The sequence below is a fragment of the Salmonella sp. GDC200615 genome (assembly GCF_050574145.1).
Classification (GTDB): Bacteria; Pseudomonadota; Gammaproteobacteria; order Enterobacterales; family Enterobacteriaceae; genus Salmonella; species Salmonella enterica.
Map to the genome: position 1 here is coordinate 2,317,590 of NZ_CP192247.1, position 24,107 is coordinate 2,341,696.

24 protein-coding genes and 2 pseudogenes are annotated in these 24,107 nt (G+C 50.7%); 15 read left to right on the forward strand and 11 right to left on the reverse strand.

Annotated features, from left to right (window positions below; all coding sequences use genetic code 11):
* Positions 1 to 52: 52 nt before the first annotated feature.
* The 4 genes from ycdR to ACQ29O_RS11085 form a co-directional block, all read right to left on the reverse strand.
* Positions 53 to 1,477 carry a GntR family transcriptional regulator YdcR gene (ycdR, locus tag ACQ29O_RS11070; protein ID WP_000760704.1) on the reverse strand — a complete coding sequence of 475 codons (1,425 nt, stop codon included), beginning with the start codon at positions 1,475 to 1,477 and terminating at the stop codon, positions 53 to 55.
* Between the two features lie 135 nt (positions 1,478 to 1,612).
* Positions 1,613 to 2,383: a M15 family metallopeptidase gene (locus ACQ29O_RS11075; protein WP_000237717.1), complete on the reverse strand. Its 771-nt coding sequence runs from the start codon at positions 2,381 to 2,383 to the stop codon at positions 1,613 to 1,615.
* Between the two features lie 258 nt (positions 2,384 to 2,641).
* Positions 2,642 to 2,872 (reverse strand): hypothetical protein, encoded by a 231-nt coding sequence (locus ACQ29O_RS11080; protein ID WP_001597849.1) that lies wholly within the window; start codon positions 2,870 to 2,872, stop codon positions 2,642 to 2,644.
* Positions 2,873 to 2,904: 32 nt separating this feature from the next.
* Positions 2,905 to 3,303 carry a hypothetical protein gene (locus ACQ29O_RS11085; RefSeq protein ID WP_000747901.1) on the reverse strand — a complete coding sequence of 133 codons (399 nt, stop codon included), beginning with the start codon at positions 3,301 to 3,303 and terminating at the stop codon, positions 2,905 to 2,907.
* Positions 3,304 to 3,839: 536 nt separating this feature from the next.
* On the opposite strand from ACQ29O_RS11085, the pseudogene sifB reads away from it, so the two are divergent.
* Both sifB and ACQ29O_RS11095 read left to right on the forward strand, forming a co-directional pair.
* A pseudogene (gene sifB / locus ACQ29O_RS11090) lies at positions 3,840 to 4,789 on the forward strand (SPI-2 type III secretion system effector SifB).
* A gap of 273 nt (positions 4,790 to 5,062) precedes the next feature.
* Complete coding sequence (locus ACQ29O_RS11095) at positions 5,063 to 5,293, forward strand: DUF2554 family protein (protein ID WP_045161436.1); 231 nt, start codon at positions 5,063 to 5,065, stop codon at positions 5,291 to 5,293.
* Here the strand turns inward: ACQ29O_RS11095 and ACQ29O_RS11100 are convergent, their stop codons facing one another.
* Positions 5,294 to 7,258 carry a peptidase U32 family protein gene (locus ACQ29O_RS11100; protein WP_001249745.1) on the reverse strand — a complete coding sequence of 655 codons (1,965 nt, stop codon included), beginning with the start codon at positions 7,256 to 7,258 and terminating at the stop codon, positions 5,294 to 5,296.
* Between the two features lie 78 nt (positions 7,259 to 7,336).
* Positions 7,337 to 7,873: a helix-turn-helix domain-containing protein gene (locus ACQ29O_RS11105; RefSeq protein ID WP_000369539.1), complete on the reverse strand. Its 537-nt coding sequence runs from the start codon at positions 7,871 to 7,873 to the stop codon at positions 7,337 to 7,339.
* Positions 7,874 to 7,928: 55 nt separating this feature from the next.
* Between ACQ29O_RS11105 and ACQ29O_RS11110 the strand changes: the two are divergent.
* Positions 7,929 to 8,762 (forward strand): annotated as a pseudogene (locus ACQ29O_RS11110) (benzoate/H(+) symporter BenE family transporter); the annotation flags it as partial.
* A gap of 53 nt (positions 8,763 to 8,815) precedes the next feature.
* On the opposite strand, the gene ACQ29O_RS11115 reads toward ACQ29O_RS11110, so the two are convergent.
* The 3 genes from ACQ29O_RS11115 to tehA all read right to left on the reverse strand — a co-directional run bounded on the left by ACQ29O_RS11115 (position 8,816) and on the right by tehA (position 11,236).
* Positions 8,816 to 9,484, reverse strand: a complete 669-nt coding sequence (locus ACQ29O_RS11115) for a DUF3313 domain-containing protein (RefSeq protein WP_001259026.1) — start codon at positions 9,482 to 9,484, stop codon at positions 8,816 to 8,818.
* A 155-nt stretch (positions 9,485 to 9,639) separates the two neighbouring features.
* Positions 9,640 to 10,236 carry a tellurite resistance methyltransferase TehB gene (gene tehB / locus ACQ29O_RS11120; RefSeq protein WP_000218283.1) on the reverse strand — a complete coding sequence of 199 codons (597 nt, stop codon included), beginning with the start codon at positions 10,234 to 10,236 and terminating at the stop codon, positions 9,640 to 9,642.
* Entirely contained in the window at positions 10,223 to 11,236 is a 1,014-nt protein-coding gene (gene tehA / locus ACQ29O_RS11125; protein ID WP_001244002.1) for a dicarboxylate transporter/tellurite-resistance protein TehA, read from the reverse strand. Before tehA ends, tehB begins: the two co-directional genes overlap by 14 nt.
* A gap of 106 nt (positions 11,237 to 11,342) precedes the next feature.
* On the opposite strand from tehA, the gene ydcK reads away from it, so the two are divergent.
* Positions 11,343 to 12,323, forward strand: coding sequence for a YdcK family protein (gene ydcK, locus ACQ29O_RS11130; protein ID WP_000599083.1), 981 nt, complete (start codon positions 11,343 to 11,345; stop codon positions 12,321 to 12,323).
* On the opposite strand, the gene rimL is transcribed toward ydcK, so the two are convergent.
* Positions 12,320 to 12,859: a 50S ribosomal protein L7/L12-serine acetyltransferase gene (gene rimL / locus ACQ29O_RS11135; protein ID WP_000229302.1), complete on the reverse strand. Its 540-nt coding sequence runs from the start codon at positions 12,857 to 12,859 to the stop codon at positions 12,320 to 12,322. The genes ydcK and rimL overlap by 4 nt on opposite strands.
* A gap of 216 nt (positions 12,860 to 13,075) precedes the next feature.
* On the opposite strand from rimL, the gene ACQ29O_RS11140 reads away from it, so the two are divergent.
* The 8 genes from ACQ29O_RS11140 (at position 13,076) to aac(6') (ending at position 19,073) form a co-directional block, all read left to right on the forward strand.
* A complete protein-coding gene (locus ACQ29O_RS11140; protein WP_020936982.1) occupies positions 13,076 to 14,194 on the forward strand; it encodes a M42 family metallopeptidase in 1,119 nt (372 codons plus the stop codon).
* Positions 14,191 to 14,472 carry a PTS sugar transporter subunit IIB SgcB gene (gene sgcB, locus ACQ29O_RS11145; protein ID WP_253336051.1) on the forward strand — a complete coding sequence of 94 codons (282 nt, stop codon included), beginning with the start codon at positions 14,191 to 14,193 and terminating at the stop codon, positions 14,470 to 14,472. The genes ACQ29O_RS11140 and sgcB overlap by 4 nt, the downstream gene beginning before the upstream one ends.
* Positions 14,473 to 14,482: 10 nt before the next feature.
* Positions 14,483 to 15,796, forward strand: coding sequence for a PTS sugar transporter subunit IIC SgcC (sgcC, locus tag ACQ29O_RS11150; RefSeq protein ID WP_000460831.1), 1,314 nt, complete (start codon positions 14,483 to 14,485; stop codon positions 15,794 to 15,796).
* A gap of 13 nt (positions 15,797 to 15,809) precedes the next feature.
* Complete coding sequence (gene sgcQ, locus ACQ29O_RS11155) at positions 15,810 to 16,616, forward strand: BtpA family protein SgcQ (RefSeq protein ID WP_000118617.1); 807 nt, start codon at positions 15,810 to 15,812, stop codon at positions 16,614 to 16,616.
* A gap of 131 nt (positions 16,617 to 16,747) precedes the next feature.
* The gene (sgcA, locus tag ACQ29O_RS11160) at positions 16,748 to 17,185 is read left to right on the forward strand and encodes an SgcA family PTS sugar transporter subunit IIA (protein ID WP_000606454.1); all 438 of its coding nucleotides are present in this window, start codon (positions 16,748 to 16,750) and stop codon (positions 17,183 to 17,185) included.
* An 11-nt stretch (positions 17,186 to 17,196) separates the two neighbouring features.
* Entirely contained in the window at positions 17,197 to 17,829 is a 633-nt protein-coding gene (locus ACQ29O_RS11165; RefSeq protein WP_000600597.1) for a ribulose-phosphate 3 epimerase family protein, read from the forward strand.
* Between the two features lie 15 nt (positions 17,830 to 17,844).
* Positions 17,845 to 18,636, forward strand: coding sequence for a DeoR/GlpR family DNA-binding transcription regulator (locus ACQ29O_RS11170; protein ID WP_001676823.1), 792 nt, complete (start codon positions 17,845 to 17,847; stop codon positions 18,634 to 18,636).
* Entirely contained in the window at positions 18,636 to 19,073 is a 438-nt protein-coding gene (gene aac(6') / locus ACQ29O_RS11175; RefSeq protein WP_020936984.1) for a cryptic aminoglycoside N-acetyltransferase AAC(6')-Iy/Iaa, read from the forward strand. The genes ACQ29O_RS11170 and aac(6') overlap by 1 nt, the downstream gene beginning before the upstream one ends.
* Before the next feature lie 140 nt (positions 19,074 to 19,213).
* Here aac(6') and ACQ29O_RS11180 read toward each other — a convergent pair whose 3' ends face one another.
* Positions 19,214 to 20,467, reverse strand: a complete 1,254-nt coding sequence (locus ACQ29O_RS11180) for a D-galactonate dehydratase (protein ID WP_000067286.1) — start codon at positions 20,465 to 20,467, stop codon at positions 19,214 to 19,216.
* A 337-nt stretch (positions 20,468 to 20,804) separates the two neighbouring features.
* Between ACQ29O_RS11180 and ACQ29O_RS11185 the strand changes: the two genes are divergently transcribed.
* From ACQ29O_RS11185 to idnD, 3 genes are all read left to right on the forward strand, one after another.
* Entirely contained in the window at positions 20,805 to 21,572 is a 768-nt protein-coding gene (locus ACQ29O_RS11185) for an SDR family oxidoreductase (protein WP_000125686.1), read from the forward strand.
* An 83-nt stretch (positions 21,573 to 21,655) separates the two neighbouring features.
* Positions 21,656 to 23,017, forward strand: a complete 1,362-nt coding sequence (locus ACQ29O_RS11190) for an MFS transporter (protein WP_000648127.1) — start codon at positions 21,656 to 21,658, stop codon at positions 23,015 to 23,017.
* Positions 22,986 to 24,077: an L-idonate 5-dehydrogenase gene (idnD, locus tag ACQ29O_RS11195; RefSeq protein ID WP_001131638.1), complete on the forward strand. Its 1,092-nt coding sequence runs from the start codon at positions 22,986 to 22,988 to the stop codon at positions 24,075 to 24,077. The genes ACQ29O_RS11190 and idnD overlap by 32 nt, the downstream gene beginning before the upstream one ends.
* Positions 24,078 to 24,107 lie beyond the last annotated feature (30 nt).

A 24,107-nucleotide genomic window follows, 5' to 3' on the forward strand; every position in this document is an offset into this window, starting at 1 on the left:
CCCGGCACACTCGGGAAATTTAGTCAGGTTGTGAGCTGACACGCATTCCACCTCACACAAGGCTTTTAGCGCTCAGCATCTCGCGAATCAGGCTGCCAAGCTGTTTTACGGCCTGTTCTTCCCGTTCTCCCCAATGCCATGCGGTGTTAAAACGAAAGAAACGCGTCCAGGCGCCGGACGTTGAAAACATTCTCCCCGGCGCGATACTGATAAGGTGTTCAAGCGCTTTGGCGCTAAGTTCACCGGCATCAAGCTGCTCAGGTAGCTCCAGCCAAAGAAAATAACCGCTATCGTTATGGTGAATTTTTACTTCCGCCGGGAGATGGCGCAAAAGGGTTTGCCAGGCTTGCTGTTTACGTTCGGCAAGCTGCCTTCGCAATCGTCGCAGATGCGCGTCATATCGACGTGTCGAGAGATAATCCACTAACGCCAATTGCATGGGGGAACTGGTGGATAATGTGCTCATTAACTGCAAACGCTGAATTTGTCTGGCATGGCTTCCTCCCGCAACCCAGCCAATGCGAAAACCGGGAACCAGACATTTGGAAAAAGACGAACAATGCAACACGGTATCGTCGCGATCCCATGCTTTGGCAGGCAGAGGTTTCTCGCGGCCAAAGTAGAGTTCGCTATAAACATCGTCTTCAATTAGCGTCACGTTATGGTGCGTGAGTAACGCAACCAGCCGCGCTTTTTTCTCAGCACTCAGCGTGAACCCTAACGGATTCTGGCTGTTGGTCATTAACCAGCACGCTTTCACCGGATATTCCTGTAACGCCTGTTCCAGCGCCATAAGATCGATACCTTCTTTAACATCGGTAGGTATCGACAACGCTTTCAGGCGCAATCGCTCCAGGGCCTGTAGCGCACCGTAGAAACAGGGGTTCTCCACCACCACCCAGTCTCCCGGCGCCGTCACCGCCTGTAAACTAAGATTCAACGCTTCCAGCGCGCCGGCGGTAATGACAATCTCGTCAGGAGAAACGGTAATCCCCTGCTGCGCGTAACGGCGTGCTATCGCATAGCGCAATTCTGCATTACCTGGCGGCAAGTTTTCGATGACGCTCATTGCCGTCGCGGTTTTACTGACCTGCGCCAGAGAGCGGTTCAATTGCGGCAAGGGAAACAGACGCGGATCGGGAAACGCTGAGGCAAAGGGCACCACAGAGGTATCACGGCTCGCCTGCAGCATCTCAAAAATATAGGTATTGATATCTACGGCTTCATCCCGAATAACGTGCGCTGCCGTCGCGACTGACCGACAAACCGGATGCGGCGCGACATAATAACCAGATTGCGGACGGGCGATAATCCGTCCCTGACTTTCCAGCAACTGGTACGCATGACCGACAGTCATAAAACTCATGCCGCTACTGGCGACCTGCTCCCTCAGCGAGGGTAATCGATCGCCGGGTTGCCAAACGCCAGAGACGATTTGTTCTCTAATTTGCTCCGCCAGACGTTGATATTTTTTCATTATTCGATCTCATTGAGCGCTGCTTGCAGGTGGCAACCGCAGTGTATATCAGTTTTTAAAATTAACAATGATTTGCTAACTGTTATGGTGCTTTCCAACAGGCGTAATGATTAGATTTCGCAACAAAACGCCGTTTCAGGGTCTCTGCTTAACGGGAAAGTCAAACCAAGTGTTCGGGTATGGTTCATGAGTAAGAGAGAAGTGCCACCATTCAGTATCCAGTGGCGTAAAACCCGCATCACGCATCAATGTTTGTAATAACAACCTATTTGCGCGTTGCTGAGCGGTAAGCATGACATTATCGGGATGGGATAACGGACTAAAACAGTCAAAGCCGGTACCAAAATCCAGACTATTATCTGGCGAGCGTTGCGCCGCGGACGCAGTACAATTCACCAGTGGTCGTCCGGGATCGTATATTGGTATTTTACTGTCAAGTGGAACAATCGTTAGATCAAGCGTACTTCCCCGACTGTGGCCGGATCTGGCGGCAAGATAACCTTCCTCAAACAGACGATTTTTCTCTACCTGCGGATAAAATTCGTTTTTCATTTGGTTTTGAGAAGGATCTTTGGCCCACGCGATAAAGTCGTTCACTGCGCTTTGCGGACGGTAGCAATCATATATTTTTAAGGTAAGTCCGAAGGGGCGTAAACGATCGGCGACCTGCTTCACTGCGTTCGCGGCTGGTCGTGTTAACAGGCAAACAGGCGCGTTATAGCCTTTAATGGGGCGACCAATAAAGTTATGGGAACTGAAGTATCGCATGTCTACCTGTACGTCGGGGGCGACCGTAGTAATATCGACAAAGTCTTTTGGCTGGTGGAGATCAATATGGTTTTCAGCTGACATTGCCTGAACGGACAACAGGCTGAACAGGAGGAAAGAAGATACGCATTTTACCATATGTTACACCTCGCGAGAGTCACAGGGGTGATTATGTATTTGAGCAGGTAAAGATTAGCGGACACCGCTTAAACAGATGGTTAAAATAAACATCATTCCCCCTGTAATCTGTGCCTTATCACAAACGGAGAGTTTATATTTTGCTTATACGACCACTGCGCCTCCTGTTCTATACCCAAAATAATTCGAGTTGCGTAAAGGCGGCAAGGGAGTGAGTCTCAGGAGCACAGATAACGATGTGTTTTCACAAAGGCGAGTCTACCTGACCAGAAAGGTCATTTGATAATCAGTAGTACAGTTGTTGTCGCCTTCCATAACTAAATAACATTGTTTCGCCAAAGATAAGACCACTATATAGTCAGGAAGGCAATTAGTGAGGAACACGTCGATTGTCGGCGATAATGCACTGAAATTACGATTCACTGCAGTTGTGCAAACACATAGAATCCCCCTCGAACCGAGATAATTCGGTCTGCTGGTCATAGCCATTATTCAGTAAGACCGCAGGTTGCAGCGGCGGATCACGGGCGTGAAGAAAAATCCTGTGCCCCAAATTTTTTGGACAAGCGCTGAACCTGCCGTATACTTTTACTTAACGTACACTCCGCCATAAAAATAAACCCTGCGATGATACCGTAATGCCATAGGCATAACTTAAGGATATGCCATAAATCAAGCGAAGCATGATTTAACTTCTCAGTGATTGCGATAGTCTGTACAAATATTATGGGATGAAATAATAAGACGCCTAACAAAAATATCCCTGCCACGATCATGGCAAGTAATTGAAAAAAAGCCCATCCGATAACGAAACGGTAAAGTAACAGCAATAATAGCCGTCCACATTTTCTTAGCCATTCTGACTGCAAAATGCCCCAGGATGCTGTCTTTTCGTGAATTTCACCATCTGATTTCTTCATTTTGAGCCTCCTCGCAGGTTTTTATAATTTTATCGCCCAACTGGAAATAAAGCCGTCAGCTAATCGTTACAACAAATATAATTAAGACAAAAACTAAAGAGTAAGGTATTTATATCATAAGCACTATCAGTATTGGCCTTCTGCCCTACCGCTGAACATCTCATTGTTGTTAGCCTAATAATACTTTTAGTTTAACTTCTTATAAGACAATTTCTACACGGTTGAGCAACTATTTACTTTCTCTAAAAATAATATAGTGCGTAATTAATCATTACTCATAGTACATGATGATGTGAGAATTAAGAAAACCGTTTTACTTTCATTCGTTTTATCTGACATATTTCATGGCCAGGAGGCGTGGGCATGACTAAAGCTACGGGTCGATTTGAACAATTGAACAATAATGTTGACGGTTCAGGACAAAGCAAAAATCAGGTGTTTCACCGATAGGCAAACCGATGGGCAACATGGGATAATATTTCAAATACCACCTATTCCAGTAATGAAGTATCATATAATCACTTGTGGTCTACATTATGCCAATTACTATCGGGAGAGGATTTTTAAAGAGTGAGATGTTTTCTCAAAGAGCTATCTCTCAACGCTCCTTCTTTACGTTACTATGGGAAAGGATTAAAGATTTTTTTGTGACACGCAAAGATCCACTGCCGATCAATATATAAAGGAATTATGTGATGTTGCCTCTCCGCCTGACGCGCAACGTTTATTTGATTTATTTTGCGCGTTATATGAATTATCATCTCCGTCATGCAGAGGAAATTTCCATTTTCAGCACTATAAAGATGCTGAGTGTCAATATACAAATCTCTTTATTAAAGATGGCGAAGATATTCCGTTATGCATTGTGATACGTCAGGATCACTACTATTATGATATAATGAATAGAACAGTGCTCTGTGTTGATACTCAGCCTGCCCACCTGAAAAGATATTCTGATATTACTATAAAAGCTAGCACTTATGTTTGTGAAGAGCTATGTTGCTTGTTCCCTGAGCGGTTACTACTCTCGCTATCCGGCGGTATAACATTTCCCGTTGACCTAAAAAATATAAAAGAGACGCTTATCGCCATGGCAGAAAAGGGTAATTTATGTGACTGGAAGGAACAGGAAAGAAAAGCCGCCATCTCCTCCAGGATTAATCTGGGCATTGCCCAGGCAGATGTACCACCTATTGACGACGCTATCAAAAACAAAATAGCCGCAAAGGTTATTGAGAATACTAACTTAAAGAATGCAGCGTTTGAACCAAATTATGCACAAAGCTCAGTTACTCAAATTGTTTATTCATGTTTGTTTAAGAATGAGATACTAATGAATATGCTGGAAGAAAGTTCCTCTCATGGCCTGCTATGTTTAAACGAGCTTACTGAATATGTAGCGCTACAAGTTCATAACAGCCTTTTTTCTGAAGATTTATCTTCACTCGTTGAAACAACAAAAAATGAGGCTCATCACCAGAGTTGATCACACCATAAATAGTATGGATTTACAATCCCCTGGCAATACCAAAACCATCTAATACAATAACTTTAAATATATACTCCCAGGGAATAATGGATTTACTATGGAACGAATTGGCTCGTTATTTTTATAATTGATATACTGAGTATAAGTATATTTTCTCATACAACTTATCGCACTTATTGACAAACCGTTTTCGCTAATTTGAAGTGTGGAATAATAACTCAAAGAAATTATTGGCATCATAGCCTCACGACGTAACTAGAAGGTGGCATGATGCTTACAAAAACGTTATCAGTAGTTTTACTGACCTGTGCGCTGTTTTCAGGCCAGTTACTGGCGAAACAGCAAGACCACGCGTTCGTATGGTTTGCGACGGGAGGGCACCAGCTTAGACACGAAGCCGACAGCGATGAATTACGGGCGGCAGCGGAAGAATCCGCGGAAGGCTTGCGCGAGCACCACAACTGGCAGAAATCGCGCAAACCAGAAAACTATTTTCGTTAATTAAACGCCCCTGCGCTTCGGCAGCGTTTTCATCAGCGCTTCAGGGCTCACTGAAGCGACAACGCTGCCGGGCTGGGGCATTTTTAAGATGTGGTTTTTAATTTTGCCAATGACATGCATTTCGCAAGGGCGGCAGTCGAATTTTAGCGTCAGTACCTCATCGCCATGCACCAACTGCATCGGCGTGGCTTTCCAGCTCTTAATATTTCCTTTCGCCTGCTTTGGACAAAGGTTGAACGCAAAACGCAGGCAGTGTTTGGTGATCATGACCGGTACCTCGCCCTTCTCCTGATGCGCCTCATAGGCCGCATCAATCAATTGTACGCCGTAACGGTGATAAAATTCCCGTGCTTTGTGGTTGTAGACATTAGCGAGAAAGCTGAGATGCGTTTGCGGATAGACCGGCGCAGGCTGCGCCACGGGTTTACGACGACCTCGTTGATAATGGGCCAGCCGCGCCGCGTCAAGCATATCAATCGCCTCCCGACGGAACTGATTGAGCAGGCTATTTGGCACGAACAACGCCGCCGGTAATGTCACCTGCATATCACGCGCGTAGTAAGGCGTCTGTCCCAGCTTCGCCAGTCCGGCTTTTAGGTTATTCAACGCTTTTTCAGAGTTGTTGGCTTCCTCAAATACCCCGTCAAGCGTATGCGTGATGCAGACACCGTCTTCACTGGTCAGCGTCAGAATAAGCTGTTCCTGCCAGCCGCCCAGCATGATATCAACCGCCACACGGCGCTCACTGGAGGTTTTTGTCAGCGCTTGCTGCCAGTTATGATCCAGATTACGATTCAACGGATGATGCGGACGGACTTTATGCAGGTCGGCAGGCATATCATTTGGCCAAACGCGGTAGCGGTTATGACCGGTTTTCTCCACCGTATTGGCGCGAAAACCTACCACTTCACGCTTAATCAACACGTTCAGACCATCGCCATTCGCCAACGGCTCCGTAGCTTCTACGTCGAGATAATCCTTCGCCACATTCAGCACCTCACCTACCGGCAAGCCAATAAATTTTGGTGAATCAAATGCGCCAATATCACCTTTACGCGCGTTAACAAAATAGTCGGTGCTGCCGCGATGGAAAGTTTTCTCCGTGGAGGGAACAAAAAAGTGTTCGGTCCGACCAACCGACGCACGCGCCAGATCGCCACGTTGCTCGATAATCGCGTCCAGCATCTGACGATAATGCGCGGTGATGTTTTTGACATAGCTCATGTCTTTATAGCGCCCTTCAATCTTGAAGGAACGTACGCCTGCATCGATCAACGCGCCGAGGTTAGCCGTTTGGTCGTTATCTTTCATCGATAGCAAATGTTTTTCGTAAGAGACCACCCGCCCCTGATCGTCTTTTAACGTATACGGTAAGCGACAGGCTTGCGAACAGTCGCCCCGATTGGCGCTGCGCCCGGTTTGCGCATGAGAGATATAACACTGCCCAGAATAAGCGACACACAGCGCGCCATGAATGAAGAACTCAATCGTGGCGTCAGTAGCCTGATGAATAGCCGCTATCTGACTCAAATTAAGCTCGCGCGCCAGTACAATCTGTGAAAAACCGACATCGGCAAGAAACTTCGCTTTTTCCACGCTGCGAATATCACACTGTGTACTGGCGTGAAGCTCAATCGGCGGGATATCCAGTTCCAGAATGCCCATATCCTGCACAATCAGCGCATCCACCCCGGTGTCGTACAAATCGGTGATTAACCGCTGCGCGGGCTCCAGCTCATCATCATGCAGGATAGTATTCAGCGTGACAAAAATCCTGGCGCCATAACGGTGAGCAAACGGAACCAGATCGGCGATATCGCGCAGACTGTTACTGGCGTTATGACGTGCGCCAAAACCGGGTCCGCCGATGTAGACGGCATCTGCGCCATGCAAAATCGCTTCGCGAGCAATTGCGGCGTCACGGGCCGGACTTAATAATTCGAGATAGTGAGGTTGCTGGCGCATACAGTCTTTCTTATCCAATAGCAGCGAAATGGCGGCTATTGTAGTCAGAAGCGCAAACTAACGAAATAGTTTTCCCGCTTAACCACGCGGGTAATGGATCAGCGAGTGAAAATGAACCGTCTGGTCACTGCTATTGCGATAGGTATGCGCCATATCACCGGCAAAACGCAATCCTTTACCGGCGTCTATGGTTTGCCATACCCCACCAGTACACATGTCCAGCCGACCCTGAATCACCACCACATGTTCGACAACGCCGGCTTTATGCGGCGTTGATTCGCTGACCGCGCCAGGCGCCAGCAATAGGGAAAAATAGTCAAAACAGAGTTCAGGATCCCATGGAAACAACGGTGTGATTACCATCGCTTGCTGCTGGGGATCGAAGGTCGGAGGAAATTCGGCCTGCGGCGGCGAAATAAACACTGAGAATGGAACGTTCAGGCCCGTCGCAATTTTCCACAGCGTTGCGACTGTCGGGCTGGATTCATTACGCTCTATCTGCCCCAACATGGCTTTTGAGACGCCGGAGATCTCCGCCAGACGCGATAAACTCCAGCCTCGCTGATGGCGTAACATTCTTAACGTGGTCGCCAGATAGTGTGTCAGGTTATCCATTTTCCCCCCCCAGTAAGGCCATAGCGTATCACTTGTACGCTATAACGCACAATGTTTGATGCGGATAATCCCCCATTCTCTTGCCGCTGCAATGCTGGCGGGAATACTGCTACGCTTCGGCCTGCAGGCGTTCGGGACGCTCAACGGAGAGTTTGTCATGTGCGGCGGTATGCTATTGGCGTGGCTACTCTTTAAAGTATTCGCGCCCCGCTATGCCGTTATTGCTGCCATGGTGATGGGAATAACGGTGGCGCTCATCCAGGGTAAGGTGGCGATGAGCGGTATTCATTTCGCGCCGGTGTGGCCCACCTTCGTTCCCCCCCACTTTTCATTCGCTCAAAGCCTGAGCGTCGCGGTACCGCTCTTCCTGGTGACGATGGCATCGCAAAACGCCCCCGGCGTCGCCACAATGAAGGCGTCTGGCTATCAGCTTCCTGTCTCTCCGTTAATGATTTTTACCGGATTGCTGGCGCTGCTGCTTTCGCCATTTGGCGTTTATTCTATCTGCATTGCCGCCATTACAGCCGCCATTTGTCAAAGCCCGGACGCGCACCCCGATCCAACGCGTCGCTGGTTAGCGGCCGCCGCCGCAGGCGTTTTTTATTTACTTGCCGGGTGGTTTGGCGGTTCGATAACCGGGCTGATGGTCGCCCTGCCGGTTAGCTGGGTGCAAATGCTGGCTGGTCTGGCACTGTTAAGTACGATTAGCGGTAGCCTGTATCAGGCGCTTACTCACGAAAGTGAGCGTGACGCGGCAGTTATCGCATTTCTCGTCACCGCCAGCGGGCTAACGCTGATGGGCATCGGATCGGCATTCTGGGGGTTGATCGCTGGCGGGATAGGCTATGCAGTATTAACGAGAACGCGCCGCCCATCGTTGTCTGGCTGATGGTGACCGCTAATCTGCCGGGGTTTGCGCCATCTTGCGATGGCGCCGCAGAATTATTTTTTGTTAACGTCAAACATAGAGGTATCCGTCGCCATATCATCCACGACCTGTTTCAACGTCTCAAACGCCATTGGCGTACTGGAGTTACTCAGGTCTTTACCTTTACCCTGGCGTACTACCTTGACGACCGGCTTGTTGGTCGCGGCATCTATCAGCTCACCTTCAAAATAGAGGTGGGTATCCATGGTCCGGTGGCCCGTCGCCATTTGCGTGCCCGCCACAATCAGCGCTACAGGGATCACCTCATAGAATTGCAGCCCTTCTTTACTGGTATCCACGCCCGTAATCGCCCCGCGGAAAATCAAACTGCGCGGCCCTGGCGTCGTGACCAGCGGTTTGCGCTGTTCAATTGCTGATTTTACTTTAGTGTTCGTATAAGCCAGCAGTTTATCAAGAACTTGCTGCCCGACCTGGGTCGTTGGTTTGGGGACGGGATAGTATGTTATCGGATTGTAAACAATACTGTCATAGTTAGAGTCATTGAAATGTGGATCTACCCAGCGCAACACCGGTTTCCCCGTGGCGGAGGTAGTTTCCTGCAGGTCCGAATAATTTTTTAAGAATCCAGAATACTTATCCGGCTGTGTGACTTTAGACGCACAGCCGGATAACGCCAGCAAGCCAGTAAGCACTGCAACTTTAAATAAAGTATGAGTACGCATGAAACGATCCCTTTAGTCTTCGCAATGATGCAAAGGAAATAATAGCAAAACGAAATCATTCTGGATGCACTAAAAATGGTAACGACAGCACAATTTGAACGCAGCGCCCGACAAAAAAATGCCGAACGCAGCGAGACTTACAGAACTTGCATCGCTCAGGCCGTTTTTCTCGCCAGCATCGTAGCAAAGCGCAGTTTGATACGGTTGCCGTTTTCGTCCGTGCGGTGAAGCTCGCCGACATCTTCGTTGTATTTCAGCATGTCCCATCCTTCGTAATAGCGGCGTAATTCGCCTTCTTTAAAAGCAAACGGGAATCCCACCGTACAGGGAAAGTCCGGCGTATCCATTGCCGCAACAATCAAATTATACCCGCCGGGTTTTGTGCAGCGTTGCATATTGGCAATTAAACTGGGAATGGTTTGCGCCTCAAGAAACATCATAACCACCGTCGAGAGAATAAAGTCGTACTCACCGTCAAAGGTCAATGTATTCAGATCGACAAGGTCGGTTTGCAGATTATCCAGCCCTTCTGCCGCTTTAATACGCTCAAGATTAGCCATACTGGCCGGATTTTTATCCCACGCGGTAACGTCATAACCGTTCGCGGCCAGATACAGACTATTACGGCCATTGCCACATCCCAAATCCAGCGTTCGGCCTGGCGCGACAACCTTTGCCGCCGCCAGCACATCCGAATGCGTGCGGGTTAAACCGTATTTCTCAGTAAAGTAATTTTCGTCACGAACGGTCATTTTTTTCCTCCGTTTTCAACAGTGCAGCGCGCTCAGTGCGAATAAGCAACGTCCCCTGCACCAGCAATAGAAATGTACGAACCAGCAATAAAGCGATAATAGCGTTAGTGAAAATAAACAGCGGGACGGCCAGAATATGGAAAAGCCCTGATTCACTACCGTGACCAAGATGTAACCCCGTGGTCGCCAGCGCGGAAACGCCGAACGAAAAACTCCAGAAGGAAGCATTAAACGGTTGTGATAAATACCAGGGCATTAATCGCAGCATAAATAAAAGCTGTAACAGACCGTAGCCGAATAGCATTTTCGCCAGCGTGTCGCCCTCCCCGCCATTGACGCTCAGCCAGGCGCTACAGGCGACCAGCGCGGGCGCCAGTTGGATACCCAGCGACGTACGCAGCACCGCCGGTAATTCGCCGCAGCTACGCAGTCGCTGCAAAATAACCGGCTCCAGACTTAACCACGAAAAGACGCCTGCGCCTAAAAACACCAGTCCGGCATCATTGTAACCGAGCGCTCCACAGGCCATAGCGCTGATAAAATTATTCGCTACCGTGGGCAGATAAAGCCCCGGGGTTGTCGCTTCTTCCGGATGCGCTCCGCGCCAAAGTCCCGCCGTCTGCCAGGCGGCATACGCCAGTTGTATGACGACCCCCACGCTGAATAGCGCAACGGCCAACGGGCGATACCAGGGAACGAAACCGATCGCGACCAGCATCGTGGTGGCGGGAAACAGGCTGACAAAACTGCTCATTACCGGATGTCGCACTTCAGCCATCACGCTATGGGGAAAGCGCACCAGACGGCTAAGGAACGCCAGGGTCAAGAGTGCCCAAATAATCATCGCCAGGATCACCATGATGTCGCCGGGCCAGTGGCTTATTCCCCATATCTGGCTGGCATAACGCCAGGCGAATCCCATACCGATAGTGCCAAGGACGATGCCAAAATAGCCCGCAGGCAGATTGAGCACGCGATCGCTCTGCTTGTGATTACGCATTTTGTTTAATTTATAAAGTATATTTGAAATGCATTTTATGGAATTTCTGGTTGTTCCGCCAGTACCTTTGCTACGGTTATCTTAATCGTTCACACGGAATTTCCCTATGATCAAATATCGACTGAGTGAAGAACCTCGTGCTTTTACTTATCAGGTAGACGGTGAGAAGAAAAGCGTCTTATTACGACAAGTTATTGCCGTAACGGATTTTAACGATGTTAAAGCCGGAACCTCCGGCGGCTGGGTTGATGCCGATAATGTGCTGTCACAACAGGGGGATTGCTGGATTTATGATGAAAACGCGATGGCCTTTGCGGGCACGGAAATTACGGGTAACGCGCGTATCACGCTGCCGTGCACGCTCTACAATAACGTGCGAATAGGCGATAACGTCTGGGTTGATCGCGCTGATATCAGCGATGGCGCACGGATAAGTGACAACGTCACCATTCAGTCCTCTTCCGTGCGCGGAGAGTGTGCGATTTATGGCGATGCCCGCGTGTTAAACCAGTCAGAAATTCTCGCCGTTCAGGGACTAACGCATGAACATGCGCAGATTTTACAAATTTACGATCGCGCCACCGTGAACCATTCGCGGATTGTCCATCAGGTACAGCTTTATGGCGACGCCACTATCACACACGCTTTTATTGAGCACCGGGCGGAGGTCTTTGATTTCGCGCTCATCGAAGGCAACAAAGACAATAATGTCTGGATCTGTGACTGCGCCAAAGTCTATGGCCATGCGCGGGTTATCGCCGGTACAGAGGAAGATGCGATCCCTACCCTTCGCTACAGCTCGCAGGTAGCGGAACATGCGTTAATCGAAGGCAACTGTGTGTTAAAACATCATGTGCTGGTAGGCGGACATGCTGAGGTACGCGGAGGCCCGATTTTACTGGACGACCGCGTGCTGATTGAAGGCCATGCCTGTATACAGGGCGAAATTCTGATTGAGCACCAGGTCGAGATTAGCGGACGGGCGGCGGTGATAGCCTTTGACGGCAATACTATTCACCTGCGCGGCCCAAAAGTGATCAATGGCGAGGATCGTATTACGCGTACCCCCTTAGTCGGTTCCCTTTAATCCGCATCAATAATGCGGGCATACATATTAACGTCGTGATAGTCGCCGTTAAGATACTCTGCCTGTTTCATACAGCCTTCCAGCGTAAAATGGTTGCGCCGTGCGACCGCGTTACTGGCCTGATTATCAACGCGGCATTTAATGACGAAGCGCCGAATATCGCCGCGCCGGGCATAATGTGTCATCAGCGTCTGTAATGATTGCGACATTATCCCTTGTCCCTGGAGGGACTCATCCAGCCAGTAACCGATATAGGCGGCTTTGTTTACCGGTTCAATGGCATTAAATGAGAGTACGCCCGCCATCTCATTCTGGCAGAAAATCAGGTACATTTTGGCGTAACCACGCTGGTGCAACAGTATATTACCCTGCACATGCTTACGCGTTTCCTCCTGCGACGTGACATATTGCGGCCAGTCGAGCGACTGTTGTAGCCACGCTTTGTTTTTGAGTACCAGTTCGTGCAGCGCCGGAACATGACTTTCATCTGCCGCTCGCAGTTCCAGCGTCGTGCTAACAGGAATAATTTCCACCATCGCGTTGCCCTTCTTCGTTGTTGGTCGTGATCACATAAATAGCCTGGTTTACCGATAACCCGCAGGTGATATGAGCGTTTTTATTGTATCGCCATCACATTATTTTTTATTGGCCATATTTAGCGTATTTCCGCGTGACACATTTCACACTTATCCAACCATTCTCCGCCTATAAAACGCTCAACGACTGATTGTTTTATCACCACGGAGACGCCAATGACCTTTTCTGTGCAGGAAACGCTTTTTTCTTTACTGCGGCTAAACGGGATTTCAGGACATGAAAGCAGTATTGCAAACGTTATGCAGCACGCGTTTGAACAGCAGGCCAAAGACGTCTGGCGGGATCGCTTAGGCAATGTCGTCGCCCGTTATGGCAGCGACAAATCCGACGCGCTTCGCCTGATGATTTTTGCGCATATGGATGAAGTCGGTTTTATGGTACGCAAGATCGAACCCTCCGGCTTTTTACGTTTTGAACGCGTGGGCGGCCCGGCGCAAATTACTATGCCCGGTTCGGTCGTGACGCTTGCCGGACGTTCAGGCGATATCATGGGCTGTATCGGTATTAAAGCATATCACTTCGCGAAGGGTGACGAGCGCACCCAGCCTCCCGCGCTCGATAAACTCTGGATTGATATCGGCGCAAAAGATAAAGCGGATGCCAAACGAATGGGTATTCAGGTGGGGACGCCAGTAACCCTTTACAACCCGCCGCACTGTCTGGGCAACGACCTGGTGTGCAGTAAGGCGCTGGATGACAGGCTGGGGTGTACGGCGCTACTGGGCGTCGCCGAGGCCCTCGCCTCCACACCGCTCGATATCGCGGTATTCCTGGTCGCGTCGGTACAGGAAGAGTTCAATATTCGCGGTATTGTTCCCGTTTTACGACGCGTGCGCCCCGACCTGGCGATTGGTATTGATATCACCCCCTCCTGCGACACGCCTGACCTGCAGGATTACTCTGATGTGCGGGTCAACCACGGCGTCGGCATCACCTGTCTGAACTATCACGGACGCGGTACGTTGGCGGGACTGATTACGCCGCCGCGTTTGCTGCGGATGCTGGAGACCACCGCGCACGAAAATAATATTCCCGTACAGCGAGAAGTCGCGCCAGGCGTCATCACCGAAACCGGCTACATTCAGGTTGAACTGGACGGTATTCCCTGCGCCAGTCTTTCTATTCCCTGCCGCTATACCCACTCGCCAGCCGAAGTCGCCAGCCTGCGCGACCTGGTTGATTGTATCCGTTTACTGACTGCGCTGGCTAACATGTCGCCAGAACAGTTTCCCATTGAGCCTGAAACAGGCGCTACACAAGAGGCACGACCATGATGAAAAAGATCCTTGTGGCATGTGGTACCGGCATGTCGACATCAACCATGATTGCACAAAAACTGCAGGACTTTCTTGCGGAGCAAGGCATTGCGGCAACCACGGCGAAATGTTGTCTGAATGAGATCCCGTTGAATTGTAACGGTATGGATCTCATCGTAACGTCCATGCGTACGCACAGTGACTATGGCATCCCGACGCTCAACGGCGCCGCCCTGCTGACAGGCATCAACGACGACGCATTAAAACAAGAAATCAAGGCGCTGTTAACACAATAAAGGGGGCATTATGTTTGATTACATCCTGTCTCTCGGCGGCACCGTTTTTGTGCCCATCATTATGATTATCATCGGCTTAATCTTTCGTATTCCCTGGCTGCAGGCGGTGAAAGCCGGGGTGACGGTCGGCATCGGTTTTGTCGGCATGGGGCTGGTGATCGTCATGGCGATCGACAGTCTCAGTCCGCCGATTAAAGTGATGATTGAGCGTTTTGGCCTGACGCTGCATATGTTTGACGTCGGCGCCGGGCCCGCATCCGGCGTCGGCTATGCGACGGCCATCGGCGCGATGATCATTCCCGTTATCTTTCTGCTCAACGTCGGTATGCTGGTGACTCGTCTGACCAAAACCATGAACGTTGATATTTATAACTACTGGCACTACGCCATTACCGGAACGGTCGTCCAGTTGATGACCGGCAGTCTGATTTATGGCGTACTGGGCGCGATTTGCCACGCCGCCTTGTCGTTGAAAATGGCCGACTGGACGGCGAAACGAGTACAGAACATTGTGGGTCTGGAAGGGATTTCTATTCCGCAAGGGTATGGCTCCAGTTCCGTGCCGTTGTTCGTATTGCTGGATGCGATATACGAAAAAATACCGTTTATGAAAGGACGCAATATTGATGCTCAGGAGATCCAAAAACGGTATGGGATGGTTGGCGACCCGGTGATCATTGGCGTTGTTCTCGGGCTGATCTTCGGACTTGCCGCAGGCGAAGGCTTTAAAGGGTGCGCAACCTTAATGATTACCGTGGCGGCGATTATGGTGCTGTTTCCGCGCATGATTCGCCTTATCGTTGAGGGATTAATGCCCATTTCCGACGGCGCGCGTAAGTTCTTCCAGAAACACTTTAAAGGGCGCGAAGTCTTTATCGGTCTGGATACCGCAGTGACGTTAGGCCACCCGACCACCATCGCGGTTGGACTGCTGTTAATTCCCATCATGTTAATTCTGGCGAGCATACTGCCGGGCAATAAAGTCCTGCCGCTGGCTGATTTACCGGTTGCGCCGTTTTTTATCTGCATGGCCACGGTTATTCATCGCGGCGATCTGATTCGTACTCTGCTCAGCGGCATCATTGTCATGATTACCGTTTTGCTGATCGCCACCCAGTTCGCGCCGTACTTTACCGATATGGCGCTCAAAGGCGGCTTTAGCTTCGCCGCTGAAAACGCGCAAATTACCGCGCTGTCGGTGGGAAATATGTTTGGCTGGTCAATATCTGAATTGATGTCGCTGGGCATGATTGGTGTGGTTATTGTGGTCGGCATTGTCGCCAGCATCATACTTGTCTTACGTAAACGTGAACTACCGGAATAAGGAGCAACCCAGAATGAGTTGGCTAAAAGAGGTAATAGGAACGGAAAAAGCCGTTATCGCCATGTGCCATTTACGGGCGCTGCCGGGCGATCCCGGGTTCGATACCAGGAAAGGCATGAATTGGGTAATTGACCGCGCCCATGACGATTTAATGGCGCTACAAAATGGCGGCGTGGATGCGGTGATGTTCTCCAACGAATTTAGTCTGCCTTATTTAACGAAAGTCAGACCGGAAACGACCGCCGCGATGGCAAGAATCATCGGTCAGTTAATGAGTGAAATCCGCGTACCGTTTGGGGTAAACGTGTTGTGGGACCCTGTGGCCTCGTTTGATTTGGCGATGGCGACCGACGCAAAATTTATTCGCGAAATTTTCACCGGCGTTTACGCCAGCGATTTTGGCGTCTGGGATACGAATGTCGGCGAAACCATTCGCCATCAGCATCGCATCGGCGCAGGCCACGTGAAAACGCTGTTTAACATCGTGCCGGAAGCGGCGGTGTATCTGGGAAACCGGGATGTCTGTTCAATTGCGAAATCGACCGTATTTAACAATAACCCCGATGCCCTGTGCGTCTCGGGGCTGACGGCGGGCGCTCGCACGGATAGCGCCATACTGAAGCGGGTAAAAGAGACCGTCCCCGACACGGTCGTGCTGGCGAATACCGGGGTGTGTCTGGAAAACGTCGAGGAGCAGCTCTGCATTGCCGACGGATGCGTAACGGCAACCACGTTTAAAAAAGACGGCGTCTTCGCCAACTTTGTCGACCAGGCGCGCGTGGCGAAGTTTATGGAGAAAGTACGCCATATCCGACAATAAAATGGGGATAAGCAAAACGCTTATCCCCTGCAGAGAGCGATAACTCTTCTGCCGATCTCCGTCGCCTTCGCCAAAAGACACGCCGGGGATCGGTTTCAGAGTAACCCGAACCGGCAAGGAGTCAACGATCGATGATTAATGATGTTAAGTGGGTTCAGGCGCAACGCCATGCCAGCGACTGGCGACACGCGCTGGATATCGCCGTTCGTCCGCTGATTACCTTCGGCGCGGCGGCCCCCTGCTACCTGGACGGTATTATTGAGAACACCCTTAAATGGGGGCCATATTATCTTATCGCGCCGGGGATTGCGTTGCCCCATGCCAGACCAGAGCAAGGCGCCAACCATAATCAAATCAGCGTCACTACGTTAGCAACGCCGGTCGCTTTCGGCAATGCGGATTGCGATCCCATCTGGCTGTTGCTTTGCGCCAGCGCCACGGATGCCGAAGCACATATTCGCACCATTCAACGCATCAGCCAGTGGCTAGACTCGCCGGAAAGCGTCGCGATGCTGCAAGATGCGCCAAATGACGCCGCGCTTTTCGCGCAATTAACCGCATTGCGCTGATGGAGGTTTCGATGATCCTGCACCCTTCACTGGCCTCCGCCGATCCGCTGCGCTATGCCGAGGCGTTGACCGCTTTACACGATGCGCCCCTCGGCTCGTTGCATCTGGATATCGAAGATACCAGTTTCATCAACAATATTACCTTCGGTATGAAAACCATTCAGGCAGTCGCACAACACACCCGCCATCCGCTCTCATTTCACCTGATGGTCTCATCACCGCAACGCTGGCTACCCTGGCTTGCAGCTATCCGCCCCGGCTGGATTTTCATTCATGCCGAAAGCGTGCAAAACCCCCCGGAGATTCTGGCGGATATTCGCGCTATCGGGGCGAAAGCAGGACTGGCGCTTAACCCGGCAACGCCGCTATTGCCTTATCGTTATCTGGCATTGCAACTGGATGCGCTGATGATCATGACCAGCGAACCCGACGGACGCGGACAGCAATTTATCGCCGCGATGTGTGAAAAAGTGAGCCAGGGCAGAGAGCATTTCCCTGCTGCGGAATGCTGGGCGGACGGCGGTATTACACTTCGCGCCGCACGGCTGCTTGCCGCCGCAGGCGCACAGCATCTGGTGATTGGCCGGGCGTTATTCACGACGGCGAACTATGATGTGACGTTGTCACAATTCACCGCGCTATAAAGGAGTCATATGCTGATGAGCCAACAGCGCCCCGACCGTATCAAACAGATGTTGCATTACCTTTGGCAACACAGGCACCTCTCAACACAGCAAGCTATTGAGCTTTTTGGCTATGCAGAGGCAACCGTGCGCCGGGATTTTCACTATATTGCCAGCCGTTATCCCGGTATGGTTCGCGGCCATGGTTGTATTGACTTCGACGACAGTACGGAAGATAAAGAATATGTTTTCGACGTTAAGCGGACGTTACAAAGCGAGGCGAAACGCGAAATCGCTGCCCTCGCCCGCACGTTCATCAAGGATGGAGACTGCTTTTTTCTCGACTCCGGCTCCACCTGTCTGGAACTGGCAAAATGTCTGGTCGACGCCAAAGTAAAAGTCATTTGCAATGACATCAAAATCGCTAATGAACTGGGTGGCTTCCCACACGTAGAGAGTTACATTATCGGCGGACTGATTCGCCCCGGTTACTTTTCGGTGGGCGAGAGTCTGGCGCTGGAGATGATTAACGCCTTTGCCGTTGAACGCGCCTTTATCTCCTGCGATGCGCTGTCGATTGAAACGGGCATCACCAACGCTACCATGTTTGAAGTGGGCGTTAAAACGCGCATTATTCAGCGCTCACGCGAGGTCATATTGATGGCCGATCACTCAAAGTTTGATACTGTAGAACCCCATGCGGTGGCGACGCTGTCCTGTATTACTACCATTCTTAGCGACAGCGCGCTCCCGTCTGCTATCGCCCGACGTTATCAGCAGGCGGGGTGCCGTCTCATCATGCCAGACCCCTCATCAGGAGTGCGTTAATGGACATCAGGCAAATGAACAAAACCCATCTGGAGCACTGGCGCGGATTGCGAAAACAGCTCTGGCCCGGTCACCCGGATGACGCCCATCTGGCAGACGGCGAAGAAATCCTGCAAGCCGATCATTTGGCATCATTTGTTGCGATGGCAGACGGGGTGGCGATTGGCTTTGCGGATGCCTCAATCCGCCACGATTATGTCAATGGCTGTGACAGTTCGCCCGTGGCTTTTCTTGAAGGTATTTTTGTTCTCCCCTCGTTCCGTCAACGCGGCGTAGCGAAACAATTGATTGCAGTGGTGCAACGATGGGGAACGAATAAAGGGTGTCGGGAAATGGCCTCTGATACCACGCCGGAAAATACAATTTCCCAGAAAGTTCACCTGGCATTAGGATTTGAGGAAACAGAGCGCGTCATTTTCTACCGGAAGCGTTGTTGAGGGAAATATTCAGGCTCCTTATAGAGAAGTGGTCACTGATTAAAAAGCAGCCTCAATATACAATAATTCCTGTTTCTAAAACGGAGTCCATCAGGACGTCGGGAATAAGACCCGGCAGATGCAAGCCGGGCCTTCATTGCTTACGGTCTTGAGGCCGTACCGTCTGGTGTGCGCGCCATTGTCCAGGATGGGATTCCCCCCTCGCACGGATATTTCGCCGCTTTGGCTTCATCAATGTCAATACCCAGACCCGGCTTATCGTTCAGATAGGCATAACCGTGGTCAATCTCAGGGCAGCCCGGGAAGACATCACGCAGCGCGTCGTTCATTGGCGTGTATTCCTGAATGCCAAAGTTCGGTGAACTCAAATCCAAATGCATATTGGCGCAAACCCCAACTGGAGAAATGTCGCCCGGCCCGTGCCATGCGGTGCGCACACCGTTCAGTTCGCTGTAGACAGCAAGTTTCCTCGCCGGCGTAATGCCGCCGATGGTACTCACGTGGCAGCGAATGTAGTCGATGAGCCTGTTGTCGATGAGCGGCTTCCACTCATTCACATTCACAAACAGCTCACCCATGGATATCGGAGTGGAAGACTGCTGGCGCAGCATTTTCAGCCAGTCGATGTTTTCCGGTGCCACCGGATCCTCAAGATAAAATAGTTGATACTGTTCAAGCGTTTTGGCCAGATTAATGGCAGTCACCGGGGTCACGCGCTCATGTACATCATGAATAAATTCGATGCCAAAACCGAGCTTGTTACGCAGGTGGTCGAACAGACGCGGAACGCTTTTGGCGTAGGCGTCCGGGTCAAAGTAGATGCCGGGCGTTTTGCTGCGCGGTGAACGTTTCGGCTGAATGTTCTTCGCACGTGCCAGCTGCGTGGCGATCAGTTTAAGGTCATCGGTCCCCGCACCGCCATACATTCCCATCTGGCAGCGAACGTACTGGTAACCCTCTTCCATTCTGGCTCGGATGTTATCTTCCACTTCAACTTCATCACCACCATCGGTGTGGCAGTACAGTGGGATCCCATCACGACATTTGCCGCCCAGCAGATCATAAACTGGCATCCCCGCTAGCTTACCTTTGATATCCCACAGTGCCATGTCCACGCCGGACAATGCATTGTTCATGATCGGGCCATTGCGCCAGTAGCCGCTCACCACGCCTGACTGCCAGATGTCCTCAATACGGGTCGGATCTTTGCCAACCAGAAAAGGCGCCATGTACTCATCGATCGCGCTTTTTACCGCGAAGATACGCTGGGTAAATGTCGCACATCCCAGCCCATATAGCCCTGGCTCGTTGGTTTCTATCTTAACGACTGCCAAATCAATGCCGCCCGGCGCCGTCAGAATCGTTTTCACGTTGGTAATTTTCAGGTTACTCACTTTCACTCCTTAACTCAGCGAATTTACCGCATGTCATACCGTTGTGGATGATACAACAGATATACGTAAGTTGTCCTACAACTTTATGCTGTTATATCACGCTTCTTTTACAGCGGATCGCTGCGAGTGCCATTCTGTGACAGCGATCAAACTGCGTTAAATTTAAACCAAATATATACATATAATTCAATTAATTAATATTAATTACGCGGTCGGCATGTGGAGCTGTTTGTGATCCTTGTTGCAAATTCATGGGTGAACTGTTGATTTTATCAGGGCGAAAATTCAACCTAAAAAAGGATAGTCGTCATACAAATTAAACAAGTGAGGAAACAACATGACCGCTTTATTTGATTTAACTGGGAAAACGGCGCTGGTAACGGGTTCTGCACGAGGACTGGGCTTTGCCTACGCAGAGGGTCTTGCCGCTGCGGGTGCACGGGTTATCCTGAATGATATTCGCGCCACGCTGTTGGCCGAATCAGTGGATACGCTGACCAGAAAAGGCTACGACGCGCATGGCGTGGCTTTTGACGTCACCGATGAACTGGCGATTGAGGCAGCTTTTAGCAAACTTGATGCAGAAGGGATCCATGTTGATATCCTGATCAATAACGCCGGTATTCAGTACCGCAAACCAATGGTCGAGCTGGAGCTGGAAAACTGGCAGAAGGTGATCGACACTAACCTGACCAGCGCATTTTTAGTCTCCCGCTCGGCGGCAAAACGGATGATCGCCCGCAACAGCGGCGGCAAAATTATTAATATCGGCTCGCTTACCAGCCAGGCGGCCCGCCCGACTGTTGCCCCGTACACGGCAGCAAAAGGCGGCATCAAAATGCTCACCTGCTCGATGGCTGCTGAATGGGCGCAGTTTAATATCCAGACTAACGCCATTGGACCTGGCTACATTCTGACCGACATGAACACCGCGCTTATTGAAGACAAGCAGTTCGATAGCTGGGTGAAAAGCAGCACCCCTTCTCAACGTTGGGGTCGTCCGGAAGAGCTCATCGGCACCGCCATCTTCTTATCATCCAAAGCATCAGATTATATCAACGGGCAGATTATTTACGTCGATGGTGGCTGGCTCGCAGTTTTATAAGTCGCCCGCACTCTACCTACTCGCCTTTAAAATTGATGGCATGTGTTTACCCCGATGCATGCCGATATAACACAGGTATTATTATGAAGGCTTCAAGACAACGACTCTTTATTCTCACATTGCTGTTTATTGTGACTGCAATTAATTATATGGATCGCGCCAATCTTGCCGTCGCTGGTTCGAATATCCAGAATGATTTCAGTCTGACGCCAACACAACTGGGTTTGCTTTTCTCCATGTTTACCTGGGCCTACGCTGCCAGTCAAATTCCTGTCGGCTATGTTCTTGATCGCATTGGCTCACGTATTCTTTATGGTGGTGCGATTATTCTGTGGAGTATTTTTACCTTTATGATGGGGTTCGCCTCACACCATTTATTCGCGACGGCAACCGCTTCATTTGCAATGCTTCTGGCCTGCCGCGCATTAATTGGTGTTGCCGAAGCGCCATCCTTCCCGTCTAACACAAAAATAATCGCCACCTGGTTCCCGGACCATGAACGTGCCCGTGCGACCGCGATTTATTCCAGTGCACAATATATCGGTCTCGCGCTGCTGACGCCTGCCCTCGCCTTTATTGTGGCTAACTACGGTTGGGAAATGTCGTTTTATCTGTCCGGTGGCGCCGGTATTCTGTTTGGCATCTACTGGCTTATGTATTACCGCGCTCCACAGCACAGCACTGCTGTGAACCAGGCCGAACTGGATTATATCAAAGCAGGCGGCGGCTATGGCTCGGAGAACCAATCCTCCGTGAGTGCAAAAATCAGCTGGCAAAATATTAAATTCTTCCTCAGCAAAAAAACGATTTGGGGTTTGTTCATCACCCAGTTTGCCTGCTCGTCTACGCTCTATTTTTTCCTGACCTGGTTTATTGTTTACCTGGAAAAAGGACTGCATCTCTCTATTTCCAAAGCCGGGATAGGCGCCATGCTGCCCTATATTATGGCGATGCTTGGGGTGCTCTGTGGCGGTACGCTAAGCGACATGCTGCTGAAAAAAGGAAAATCCCGAACGCTGGCACGAAAATTACCCGTTATGGCTGGCCTGTGCGTCACCATGATTATTGGCCTGGTCAATTTCTTTGAAAACCAGCCAGTTATTGCGATTGTCATTCTGTCTGTTGCGTTCTTTGCCAACGCCTTTTCAAACCTGGGCTGGGTGGTCTGGAGCGATGTAATTCCCCGTAATTTTCTCGGGACTATGGGTGGCTTTTTAAATATTTGCGGCAACCTTTCGGGGATCGTTAGCCCAATTGTTATTGGGGTTATTCTCCAGCGCACGCAAAACTTCCAGTATGCCATGTGGTATATCGCAGGCGTCGCCGGACTGGGCTTATTAGCCTACATATTCCTGGTGGGCAAAATTGAAGTGATCCTGCCTGGAAAAAAGAATGCCGACACTGTGGATAAGAATGCCATTAACCCGGCAACTGCCAACAAATAATGAGGTCATTATCAAAATGGAAAAAATAACCTGTAACTCTTGTCTGGCCCATGCGGAAAAAGACGTACGCTTTGAATCACGTGAAATAGAGCACAGTGAACATGACGTCGTCGTGAAGGTCGCCTGCGGCGGCATCTGTGGCTCTGATATTCACTACTATCAGCATGGCCGCGCGGGGATGTCTGTCCTCAAGCATCCGATGGTGATTGGCCATGAGTTTGTTGGCGTGATCAGCAAAGTGCCAGCAGGCAGCGACCTGAAAGTGGGCCAGACGGTTGCGGTGAACCCGTCCAGCCCATGCAATCAGTGCGAGATGTGCCTTTCCGGCCATCAAAATCTGTGCGGCTCCATGCGCTTTATGGGCAGCGCGCAGTTCAATCCGCATGTGAATGGCGGTTTTTCTGAATACGTGGTGGTAAAACCGGAGCAATGCATTCCTTACGACAGGCGCGTGCCCGCAAACGTGATGGCCTTTTCGGAGCCGCTGGCGGTCGCCATTCATGCAGTAAAAAAGGCAGGCCAGTTGACCGGCAAACGCGTACTGGTGATTGGCGCAGGCCCCATTGGTTGTCTGATCCTCGCGGCGGCGCGCAGTGCCGGAGCATCTGAACTGGTAGCATCCGATCTCAGCCCACGCTGTCTGGAACTGGCACGCCAAATGGGGGCCACAGCGGTGATGGATCCGCGCGATGAAGAACAGGTTGCCCATTATCAGCAGCATAAAGGCTACTTTGATGTCGTGTTTGAGGCCTCCGGCGCGCCGATTGCCGTGGCATCCACCGTCGACTTCACCCGCCCTGCCGGCACCATCGTTCAGGTGGGGATGGGCGCCAGCCCGGTAAGCTGGCCGGTGTCAACGATGCTGGTTAAAGAACTCAACTGGGTCGGCTCATTCCGTTTTATCGGTGAGTTCATCACCGCGGTACGCTGGCTGGAAGATGGGCGCGTCGATCCTCGCCCGCTTATCAGCGCCGAGTTCCCGCCCCAGCAAATTGAAGACGCGCTGATTACCGCCACAGACAAAAATGTCTCTGCTAAGGTACTCATTCGTTTCGATTAACGGTGAAAAGCGCCCGGCCGGGCGCTTTGT